This is a genomic window from Flavobacterium tibetense (genome assembly GCF_003293845.1).
GTDB classification, from domain to species: Bacteria; Bacteroidota; Bacteroidia; order Flavobacteriales; family Flavobacteriaceae; genus Flavobacterium; species Flavobacterium tibetense.
This window is the reverse complement of record NZ_QLST01000007.1, coordinates 40732-52083: the sequence shown is the minus strand read 5'-3', so window position 1 is coordinate 52083 and position 11352 is coordinate 40732. Positions and strand designations below refer to the sequence as shown.

General features: G+C 31.8%; 6 protein-coding genes and 1 tRNA gene. 5 read left to right on the top strand and 2 right to left on the bottom strand.

Annotated elements, in window-relative coordinates:
* Nucleotides 1–2172 carry a S9 family peptidase gene (locus DPN68_RS06870; RefSeq protein WP_113988915.1) on the bottom strand — a complete coding sequence of 724 codons (2172 nt, stop codon included), beginning with the start codon at nucleotides 2170–2172 and terminating at the stop codon, nucleotides 1–3.
* A 121-nt stretch (nucleotides 2173–2293) separates the two neighbouring features.
* Between DPN68_RS06870 and DPN68_RS06865 the strand changes: the two genes are divergently transcribed.
* The 3 genes from DPN68_RS06865 to DPN68_RS06855 all read left to right on the top strand — a co-directional run bounded on the left by DPN68_RS06865 (nucleotide 2294) and on the right by DPN68_RS06855 (nucleotide 9109).
* Nucleotides 2294–6691, top strand: a complete 4398-nt coding sequence (locus DPN68_RS06865) for a PAS domain S-box protein (protein WP_113988914.1) — start codon at nucleotides 2294–2296, stop codon at nucleotides 6689–6691.
* A 41-nt stretch (nucleotides 6692–6732) separates the two neighbouring features.
* Nucleotides 6733–8049, top strand: a complete 1317-nt coding sequence (locus DPN68_RS06860; RefSeq protein ID WP_113988913.1) for a hydroxymethylglutaryl-CoA reductase, degradative — start codon at nucleotides 6733–6735, stop codon at nucleotides 8047–8049.
* 136 nt (nucleotides 8050–8185) lie between these two features.
* Nucleotides 8186–9109, top strand: coding sequence for a GYDIA family GHMP kinase (locus DPN68_RS06855; protein WP_113988912.1), 924 nt, complete (start codon nucleotides 8186–8188; stop codon nucleotides 9107–9109).
* A gap of 34 nt (nucleotides 9110–9143) precedes the next feature.
* On the opposite strand, the gene DPN68_RS06850 is transcribed toward DPN68_RS06855, so the two are convergent.
* Nucleotides 9144–9216, bottom strand: a tRNA-Phe gene (locus DPN68_RS06850).
* Between the two features lie 122 nt (nucleotides 9217–9338).
* Here DPN68_RS06850 and DPN68_RS06845 point away from each other — a divergent pair.
* Together DPN68_RS06845 and DPN68_RS06840 are read left to right on the top strand one after the other, a co-directional pair.
* Nucleotides 9339–10076, top strand: a complete 738-nt coding sequence (locus tag DPN68_RS06845) for a type III pantothenate kinase (protein WP_113989001.1) — start codon at nucleotides 9339–9341, stop codon at nucleotides 10074–10076.
* On the top strand, nucleotides 10069–11343 hold the full coding sequence (locus DPN68_RS06840; protein ID WP_133256576.1) for a hypothetical protein: 1275 nt from the start codon (nucleotides 10069–10071) through the stop codon (nucleotides 11341–11343). The genes DPN68_RS06845 and DPN68_RS06840 overlap by 8 nt, the downstream gene beginning before the upstream one ends.
* The last annotated feature ends 9 nt before the right edge of the window (nucleotides 11344–11352 follow it).

The window sequence follows — 11352 nt, the reverse complement described above, 5'->3', positions numbered from 1 at the left end:
TTATAATTTTTCTTTAATGAAATTGGTCATTTTGGTATACAATTGCAAACGAGTTTTTCCGCCGTAAATACCGTGGTTTTTATCAGGATAAATAGCCCAATCGAATTGTTTGTTAGCTTGAACTAAGGCTTCAATCATGACCATTGCGTTTTGCACGTGCACGTTATCGTCAGATGTTCCATGAATTAATAAGTAATTTCCTTTCAATTTACTCACGTGATTGATTGGTGAATTTTCATCGTAACCCGAAGCGTTTTCTTGCGGTGTTTGCATGTAACGCTCGGTGTAAATGGTATCGTAGTATCTCCAACTCGTAACTGGTGCCACTGCAATTGCTGCTTTGAACACATCGTTTCCTTTTAAAATACAGTTGCTACTCATAAATCCGCCGTAGCTCCAACCGAAAATTCCAATTCTTGATTTATCCACATACGGATAATTTCCGATTAATTTGGCAGCATCGATTTGGTCTTCTACTTCAAACTTTCCTAGTTCTTTGTACGTGCATTTTTTGAATTCGGCACCTTTGAAACCGGTTCCTCTTCCGTCTACGCAAGCTACGATATAGCCTTGTTGGGCTAACATCATAAACCAATAATCATTTGTTCCGTTCCATTGATTGGCTACTTGTTGCGAACCTGGACCCGAATATTGGTACATAAAAACAGGATATTTTTTATTTGGGTCAAAATCTTTAGGTTTAATAAACCAAGCGTTTAATGTATGACCTTTTTCTGTAGTAATAGTTGTAAATTCTTTTGGAGCTACATCGTATTTTGCTAATTTTTGTTCCAAAGCTTCGTTAGAAACTATCGTTTTAATCACATTTCCAGATTTGGAATCGTTTAATGTGAACATTGGTGCTTTGGTAGCACTCGAAAAGGAATTGATAAAATATTGGAAATTTGGACTAAATGTTGCTCGATTAGTTCCAACTGCTGTAGTTAATCGTTTTTTGTTTTTTCCGTTGATGTTGATTGCGTAAACATCTCTATTGATTGAACCATTTTCAACCGATTGGTAATACACCGTTCCTGATTTTTCATCGAAACCGTAGTAAGCGGTTACTTCCCAATTTCCAGTTGTGATTTGTTTTTTTAGTTTACCCGTTTTATCGTAGTGATAAATATGATTGAAACCGCTTTTTTCTGAAGTCCAAATGAAACTGTTGTCTTTCAAGAACGTTAAATTATCCGTAACATCAACGTAGGTTTTGTCTTTTTCGTTTAAAACCACTTTGGAAGTTCCCGAATTTCCGTCAATGAACAATATATCTAAATTGTTTTGGTGACGATTTAAAACTTGAGCCGAAAGCACATTGGCATCGTTTGTCCATTGGATTCTAGCAATGTAAAAATCGTTGTAATTCGATAAATTTACGGTTTGCGTTTTATTGGAAGCTACATCAAACAAATGTAAAGAAACTACTGCATTTTTCTCGCCCGCTTTTGGATATTTGAACACTTCTTGTGCTGGATATAATCCTCTGTTGTATAAATCCATTGAGAATTCTGACACTTGTGATTCGTCGAATTTTATGTACGCTAATTTTGTTCCAGTTGCATTCCAATCAAAGGCTCTTACAAAACCAAATTCTTCTTCGTAAACCCAATCCGTAATACCGTTTATGATGCTGTTTTTCTTGCCATCGGTTGTGATTTGTTGGGTTTTCTTGGAAGCAATTTCGTAAACATATAAATTGTTTTGGTAAGCAAAAGCAATTTTGGTTCCGTCAGGCGAAAAAGTTGGTTCTTGAATTTTGTACTCCGCAATTTTTGTAAGCGATTTCGAAGCAATATCATATAAAAAGTAATCAGAAACTGCCGAATGTCTGAAAATTTGCTCTGAATTATTGGCAATTAAGATTTGATTTTCCTTTTTATTGAACGTGTAACTATCGATTCCTTGCAATTGCGAAAAATCTTTGGAAGAAAGCAACGTGCTTACTTTTTCTAAAGTAGCGAAGTCGTATAAATCAATTTGCGAACTTCTGCTGGCCCTATCGAAGTTTAAAACGGTGTATTGGTTGGTGGTTTTCATGGCGTTTAGTTCATCCATTCCTTTGGTTCTAAAGGCTCCACCCCAAATTTCTTCAAGCGTAATTTTTTCTTGGGCTACTATTGAAAACGATGACAATAGTAGTAAAACAACTAATTTTTTTATATTTTTCATTTTTATGGGTGTAAAAAACCACCAATTTTAGTGAAAATATATGAATTAACCATATTTTTATCCTAATTTAACAAAGGAAAAAGATTTTTTAATATCTTTAAATAAGATTTAAAACAAGGCAATGTTTTGTAATTACTTTCTAATCAAATATTTCGACCTAGCACTTGGGCTTTCATTTGAGCAGGTGCCTTTTTCCTTGTTTACTATTTTCGAAAACTCTGTTATTGCTAGCTGTGTATTACTTTACAGTTTAGCAATAGGAGTATTGATTTTGTTCTTATATATCAATAAGAAAAAAACATTACCAAAAAATTATAGCTTTATTGACGAATTAAAAGAAAGTTTTTCCAAAAACGAATATTCGTATTACTTTTTGTATTTAAGTATTATCTTTCCAGTAGCTGAGCTATTTTATCAAATCTTTGATTACCACAATCATGAAGAGTTAATTTATTCATATTTATTGGGCTTGGTTTGTATGATAGGCTATTTGCTTACCTCTTACACGAGTTTAAAAAAGTATGCAATGTCACTTTTTTCTATTTGTTTCTTTGGTTATTTTGCTCACATAACTATATCAACAGCTTCTCAAACTATTAATTTTACCCTTTTCTCAGAGTATTTGTTACTTCTTTTCTTTTCGTTTGTTATTTTTAAAAGTTTTAAAAATCATTTGATTTTTATTTCACTCACATTTGTATATCTATTTGCTTTACTATTACTAAATACGACTGAAAAGGAAACAATAATTGCTTTAATTAATGCTAATTTTATCTTACTAATTATAAATTTTGCTAGACGATTAAATACAATTCAAAACAATCGAAAGTTCTTATTTACCAATGAAATCATAAACAATACCAATTCCATAATCATAGCAACAGATAAATTTGGCAATGTATTATTTTGCAACGAAACCATTCTTAAGATTTTAGGATTTTCCAACACTGAAGTATTACGTGACGGATTTTGGAAATTAACAGAAGACAAGGATTTTGAACCCATAGATTACAATTTAAAGTTTGTTCCAAATCAGCTATACATAAGAAAACTAAAATGTAAAAATGGTGATTACAAATACATTCAATGGACCGACGTAAAGCATAACGACAATTTATTTGTAGCTACCGGACAAGATGTTACTAGCAAAGTAGAATTAGAAAAAAAGTATTACGATTTAATCCAAAGCGCTAAAGATATTATTTATGAAAGCGACCAATGGGGTTACATTACTTATGTAAATAAATTTTCAACCGAATTATTAGGATACGATTTTGATGAAATCATTGGTAAACATTTTAGTTATTTTATTGTAGAAAATTACAAAGAAAAAATCATTGATTTTTATCGTCCTGAAAACTTAGATTATAATGACTTTGACATCTTAGAATTTCCAATACGCAAGAAAAACAACGAAATTATCTGGGTTTCACAAAAAGTAGCCGTAAAAAGAAATGAAATATTTGAAATCATTGGTTATTCTTCTATCATTCGCGACATTACCATAACGAAAAACTTGGAAATTGAAGAAAAAGAGCGCATGGATCGCATTTCGAAATTAAATGAAATATCCAATCGCTTATCAACCCTAAACTTTCTTACTTTCAAAGACCTAAAAACCTTGATTGAACATATCTCTGTCGAAGCTTCTGCAGGACTTGGAGTTGATAGAGTGAGCTTGTGGGATTATTTTGAAGATTATATTGTACTAAGTAATATCTTCGTTAAGAGCGAAAACAAACACTATAATGATCTAACGCTTTATAAAAAGGATTTTCCTAAGTATTTCAAAGCTATAGAAGAGATTCCTGTTTTAGTAGCTTCAAACGCACTTACTAATGTTCATACTGAAGAATTTGTAGAAGTTTATTTCAAAAATTATAACATAAAATCACTTTTAGATGTTCCCATTTATATTTCAGGAAAACTAGTTGCAATCAGCTGTTTTGAAGCTACCAATGAAATCAAAAACTGGACAAATGAAGACATTAATTTTGCTAAAACGGTTTCCGATATTATTGCGCTAGCCATTGAAACTTTAAAACGTAAAGAAGCTGAAAATCAAATTTTATATAAAAATAAGATTCTTATAACTTTAGCAGAAGTAACTTCAAATCTAATTCGAAAACAAAGAATTGAAGACTTGTTTGATGAGTCTTTGGTTGTGATTGCTAGAACAATAGAAACAGATAGGTTCTATTATTTCGAAAACAACTTAGAAACAAACCTAATTAGCCAGCGCTTCGAATGGGTTTCCGAACAAGAATTTACAGAAATTGACAACCCCGAACTACAAAACATGTCTTTAGATGCTTTTCCTGAATTCAAAGAATCCGTAACAAAAAACGATTTTTTTTCAAGAATCGTAAGCCAAATGCCAGATTCAAACATGAAAGTTGCTTTAGAGAGTCAAAATATCCTGTCAATCTTAATTATTCCTCTTTTTTACAAAGATGTTTTCCTAGGCTTCATAGGATTTGATGATTGCAAAAGTGAACGTATTTGGAAAGAGGAAGAAATTAATATCTTAAGAACCCTTGCCAATAATATTGCAACCACAATTATCCGTATTAAAAACGAAAATGCTATTCAAGAAAGTGAAGAGAAATTTAAACTTTTAGCTAATAACATTCCTGCTGCTGTATATTTAGTTAAATATGATGAAGCAAGATCTAAAGTATATTTAAACAATGAAATTGAAAAACTCACAGGCTATTCTAAAGAAGAATTTTTAACAAATCGTATAAAATTATCCGATTTATACCATCCAGAAGACAAACAAAAGGCGCTAACTATTATTGAAAAAGCAGTAAAAAACAAAAAATCGTTTGTAATCACTTGTCGCTTAATCAAAAAAGACGGTTCTGAAGTTTGGATTGAAGAATATGGCGAAGCTATTGTAATGAACAATAAAGTAGAATACCTAGAAGGCGTTTTATTAGATATTACTGAAAGAAAAAGCGCTCAAGAAGCCATATTAGCAAGAGAAATAGCCGAAAACTCCAACAAAGCAAAATCAGAATTCTTGGCCAATATGAGCCATGAAATTAGAACACCTTTAAATGGAATCATTGGATTTAGTAAATTGCTATTGAATACAGGAATCAACGAAACACAAAAGCAATACTTACAAACAGTTAATCAATCTGCAGAAAGCTTATTAGATGTTGTTAATGATATTTTGGATATTTCAAAAATAGAAGCCGGAAAACTAAGTATTGAAAACTCAAAATCCAGCTTAATAGACATTGTTTACGACTCTGTAGACATGATGAAATTTAATGCACATCAAAAAAACTTAGAACTCATTGTAAATATTGATAATGACGTAGATTGCGCCATTTGGACAGATCAAATTCGACTCAAACAAATTCTGCAAAACTTATTAAGTAATGCCATCAAATTTACACCAAAAGGACAAATTGAAATAAAAATAGAAACAGTTGAAAAAAAAACAGATTGGAGCAAAATAAAATTCGCTGTAATAGATACTGGAATTGGAATTAAAGAAGAAAATAAATTAAAAATACTTGAACCTTTCTCTCAAGAAGACACTTCAACTACAAGAAAATTTGGTGGTACTGGACTAGGTTTATCTATTACCAATAGCTTGTTAAAACTAATGAAAAGTGAGCTCAATATTGAAAGCACAATTAACGAAGGTAGTACTTTTAGCTTCATTTTAGAAACCAAAACCGAAAATTGCGAACGCCACAAAATACTAGAAAACAACGCTATAAAAGAAGCTCTTCTTATAGAAGATAATCCATCAACAGCAGCGGTTATCATAAAAATGTTTGAGGATTTTGACATACAAGTAGATCGTAGTACTAAAGAAAAAATTATTGAAGACATCTCAACCAAACCTTCCGTTCAATTAGTTATGCTTGATTTAGAGTACATTTCAAAAGCTAAATGCATTGAAATTTTAAAAGAACTAAATCATTTTCCGAACATTGCTTGTTTAGTTATGCAAAACGTAACGAGCTCATTTATTATCAATGAAAATTTAAAAAACAAAAAATATTTTTCGGTTATTAAACCAATTAAAATAAATGTTATTCAGAATATTTTAAACAAAATAAACAATCCAGCGGCAATTGCTAAACAAAATGAATTAACAAAATCAACTAAAAACAAAAGTCGCGCTTCTTTATTAATAGTTGAAGACAACAAAATTAATATGTTACTAACCAAAACCTTAGTGCAAAAATCATTTCCAAATCTTACCATATCTGAAGCCACAAATGGTTTAGAAGCCGTTGAATTATTCAACACAAACGTATTCGATATTGTACTTATGGACATTCAAATGCCTGTTATGAATGGTTACGAAGCATCATTACGAATTAAAGAACTTCATCCTAAAACAATTATAATCGCCTTAACTGCTGGAATTATAGCTGGCGAAAGAGAAAAATGTATGGATATTGGTATGAACGATTTTATCGTAAAACCAATTGATAAAACCATTTTCGAAAACACACTAATTAAATGGTTAAATAGGAATGAAAATTAATTCAATTAGTATCTTTGTACTTCTAAAGTTGCTAAAAGAATATGACACAAATAAATAAAGGCTTTTCAAAATTATCGAAAGAAGAAAAAATCGATTGGATTGTTTCTCAATATTTTACCAATCCACAAGAAGCAAAACAAACCGTTACTCAATATTGGAATTCCGATGAAAACATTCAAAAATTACATGATGAATTCATCGAAAACACCATTTCCAATTTTTATTTGCCATTAGGCGTTGCACCAAATTTCATTATCAACGGAAAAAATTACACCATCCCAATGGCGGTTGAAGAAAGTTCGGTTGTAGCAGCAGTTGCAAAAGCAGCCAAATTCTGGAGCGAACGCGGCGGTTTTAAAGCAACCGTTTTGAACACGGAAAAAATTGGACAAGTGCATTTTCTGTTTTCAGGAAATTTTGAAAAATTAAACAGTTTCTTCCAAAGCATTAAAACACAATTCTTCGCTGATACCGAAAATTTCACCAAAAACATGCAAAAACGTGGCGGCGGAATTCTCGATATCGCTTTGGTAGATAAAACCAATGAATTGCCAAATTACTACCAATTACACGCTACTTTTAACACAAAAGACAGCATGGGAGCCAATTTCATTAATACGTGTTTGGAACAATTTGCCAAAACTTTAGAAAATCAAGCCCAACAAAACGAAGCTTTTTCGGAAGAAGAGAAAAAAATACAAATCATCATGAGTATTTTGAGTAACTATGTTCCTAATTGCGTAGTTAGAGCCGAAGTTTTTTGTCCAGTCGAGCAATTAAGTGACGATGCCAATATCGATAGCAAAGAATTTGCAGAAAAATTTGTAACCGCCATCAAAATTGCCGAAATTGAACCGTATCGCGCAGTAACACACAACAAAGGCATTATGAACGGAATCGATGCTGTAGTACTAGCAACTGGAAATGATTTCAGAGCCATCGAAGCCGGAGCGCACGCATACGCTAGCCGAAACGGAAAATACAGCAGTTTATCACATGCCAAAATAGAAAACGGTATTTTCACTTTCTGGATTGATATTCCACTAGCACTAGGAACCATTGGCGGATTAACTAATTTGCATCCATTAGTAAAATTTTCATTGGAAATGTTAGGAAAACCAAACGCCGAAGAATTAATGAAAATCGTTGCTGTTACTGGCTTAGCACAAAATTTCGCAGCCGTTCGCTCATTAACTACTACTGGAATTCAAAAAGGCCACATGAAAATGCATTTAATGAATATTTTGAACCAACACCACGCTACCAAACAAGAGAAACAACAAGTATTAGATTATTTTACCAATACTACAATTTCCCACAGTTTAGTCGTGGATTATTTAGAAAAAATTAGAAGTTAATTATTTTTTAGGAGCTATTTCCCGCTATCCGTTACAATCTTTTTTTAAACCTAACAGGTTTTTGAAACCTGTTAGGTTTAAAAAAAGGATTTCCACTGCTATCGGGGCTAGGGCAATTGAATTTCAATAGAACAACATGCAAAATCAAACTTTTTACAGCAACGGAAAACTACTACTAACCGCCGAATATGTGGTTTTAGATGGTGCAAAAGCATTGGCAGTTCCCACAAAATTCGGGCAAAACTTGATAGTAAAACCAGGTAAAAACCAAGAAATTCATTGGACAAGTTTTGATTCCGATAGTACTATTTGGTTTGAAGACACCATCACATTCGAAGAAATCAAAAACAAAACCACTTCCGATAAAAATTTGGCTGTAAAAAACACATTAATTGAAATTTTACACCAAGCCTATTTACAAAATCCAGATTTTCTGCAAGCAAACGGCTATGTTGTAGAAACGCATTTAACATTCCCTAGAAATTGGGGTTTAGGAACTTCTTCCACCTTAATTAATAACATTGGACAATGGCTAAAAATTGATGCTTTTGAATTGTTACGCAAAAGTTTTGGCGGTAGCGGTTACGATATTGCTTGCGCCCAAACAAACGAACCCATTTTATATTGGTTAGAAAATGAAAAAGTGCATTTCGAAGCCATAGCTTTTGATCCTGAATTTAAAGAGAATATCCATTTTGTGTATTTGAACCAAAAACAAAGTAGCAAATCAGCCATTTTAAATTATAGGAACAAACAACACAGAGTCCACAAAATTATTCCAGAAATCAATCAAATTACGGAAGAAATTTTACAATGTAATGATGGTAGAAGTTTTGCTTTATTAATGGAAAAACACCAAGCCATTATGAGTAATCTTTTAGAAACAATTACGATTAAAGAACAACTTTTTTCGGATTTTAAAGGAATTGTAAAAAGCCTAGGTGCTTGGGGCGGCGATTTTGTAATGGTTATTTCCAAAGAAAATCCTACTCAATATTTCAAAAACAAAGGATACGAAACTGTACTTTCATACAAAGAAATGATTTTACAAAAGGTATAAAAACAAAAAATCCCAACAAAGTTGGGATTTTCAGTGGTACCTCCAGGGATCGAACCAGGGACACATGGATTTTCAGTCCATTGCTCTACCATCTGAGCTAAGGTACCTTTCACAATTTCAAACAAACTGCTTGATGATTGCGGGTGCAAATATAGAACCTATTTTATATTTTCCAAAACAATTTTTAAAAAAAATCAATTTGTATATTTGTCAGCAAGAAACAAACACTATGCTTTTAGCAATCGACATTGGGAATACTCGAATTAAATGTGCTGTATTTGAACAGCATACAATTATTGAACACTTTGTTTTTGAAAAAGAACTTGCTGAAAAAAAATTTAAAGAAATTTTAAAATCACATCCTAAAATCACACATGGCATCACATCTTCGGTTGGAAAAATGGAAGAAAGTGTGATTAAAAACTTGGAAAAAGTAATTATTTTAGAGAAAATCAATCATCAAACAAAAGTTCCATTTCAAAATTTATACGCTACACCGACCACTTTAGGAATCGATAGAATTGTATTGGCAGCAGGCGCATCATTAAAATTTCCAAATCAAAATCGGCTAATTATTGATGCTGGAACCTGCATAACTTATGATTTTGTAGATTCAAACAACAACTATTTTGGAGGTGCCATTTCTCCTGGGTTATCTTTAAGATTAAAGGCATTGCACAATTACACAGCTAAATTACCGTTATTAGAAGCAGCTTATCCCGAAAATTTTATTGGCAACACTACAAATGAGGCAATTTTATCTGGCGTAGTAAATGGGATTTTCCATGAAATAAATGGCTTCATTGCGCAATATTCTGACAAATATGAAGATTTAACAATAATTTTAACAGGAGGCGATGCCATTTTTTTGGCTAAAAACATAAAAAACACCATATTTGCCAATTCAAATTTTCTATTGGAAAGTCTGAATGAACTTTTTATATACGCAAAAAATCAAAATGACTAAAAAAATAGTTTTATCATTCACCTTGTTAGTTACAGGGTTATTAGGATTTTCACAAGAAAACACATCTTCACCATACTCCTATTACGGGCTTGGAGATGTAAGATTTAGAGGGACACACGATGCAAGAGCCATGGGCGGTTTAAATATAACTGGTGACAGTATTTCTCTTAACTTACAAAACCCTGCATCTTATTCAAGACTTTATTTAACAACTTTTGCAGTTGGCGGAAGTAGCAACTTTAATAATTTAAAAAATAACACAACAACCGAACAAGCACAACGAACAAGTTTAGACTATTTAGCTGTTGGAATTCCTATGGGAAAATTTGGAGCATCATTTGGATTAATCCCCTATAGTGCGGTTGGTTACAAAATAAACTTAAGAACAACCGATGAAAACAACATTCTTAGAAATAGACAATTATTAGGAAGTGGAAATGTTAATAATTTTTTTGTTGGTGGAGCCTACAATTATAATCAACATTTGAGCTTTGGATTTAATATTGAATATAACTTTGGAGTAATCAATAATACTTCAAAACAAACCATGTTTGACTTAAACACAAATACAATTGTCCAACTAGGCACAAAAGAAGAAAATTCTTATAATATATCTGGTTTTTCTTATAATTTAGGAATATTATTTAATAAAAAAATTCAAAACAATTTAAATCTTTATTCTAGTCTTACCTACAGACCTAAATCTGAATTTAAAACAAATAAAACGAGAAATCTATCTTTAATTGCATTTGATAATTTAGGAAACGAATTCCAAGTTACTGAACCAGTAGAAATAGAAATACCAGACGAGAACATTGTCTTACCTTCAAAATTAAGTTTAGGCTTTGGAATTGGAAAAACTAATACGTGGATGTTGGGTTCAGAAATTAGTTTTTCTAATTCTAGTAAACAAAATAATTTATTTATAGAAAACTCAAATTCAACCTACAAAAATTCTCAAAGATATACTATCGGAGGCTATTATATTCCAAAGTATGATTCCTTCAACAGCTATTTAAGTAGAGTTGTTTATCGTGCTGGTTTCCGATATGATACTAATGGACTAGTGATAAATAATCAGACCATAAATGACTATGGCATGAATTTTGGTTTAGGATTACCACTAGGAGTTTCTAAAATTGATGTTGGTTTTGAATTTGGTAAAAGAGGAACAACTTCAAGTGGCTTAATTCAAGAAAACTATTTCAATCTTAGTATAGGATTATCCTTAAGTGATAAATGGTTTAAAAAGACCCTAATAGATTAATTAACCTGA

Coding starts and splice junctions, on each gene's coding strand:
- DPN68_RS06870 (WP_113988915.1), bottom strand. CDS start 2,172: ATGAAAAATATAAAAAAATTAGTTGTTTTACTACTATTGTCATCGTTT.
- DPN68_RS06865 (WP_113988914.1), top strand. CDS start 2,294: ATGTTTTGTAATTACTTTCTAATCAAATATTTCGACCTAGCACTTGGG.
- DPN68_RS06860 (WP_113988913.1), top strand. CDS start 6,733: ATGACACAAATAAATAAAGGCTTTTCAAAATTATCGAAAGAAGAAAAA.
- DPN68_RS06855 (WP_113988912.1), top strand. CDS start 8,186: ATGCAAAATCAAACTTTTTACAGCAACGGAAAACTACTACTAACCGCC.
- DPN68_RS06845 (WP_113989001.1), top strand. CDS start 9,339: ATGCTTTTAGCAATCGACATTGGGAATACTCGAATTAAATGTGCTGTA.
- DPN68_RS06840 (WP_133256576.1), top strand. CDS start 10,069: ATGACTAAAAAAATAGTTTTATCATTCACCTTGTTAGTTACAGGGTTA.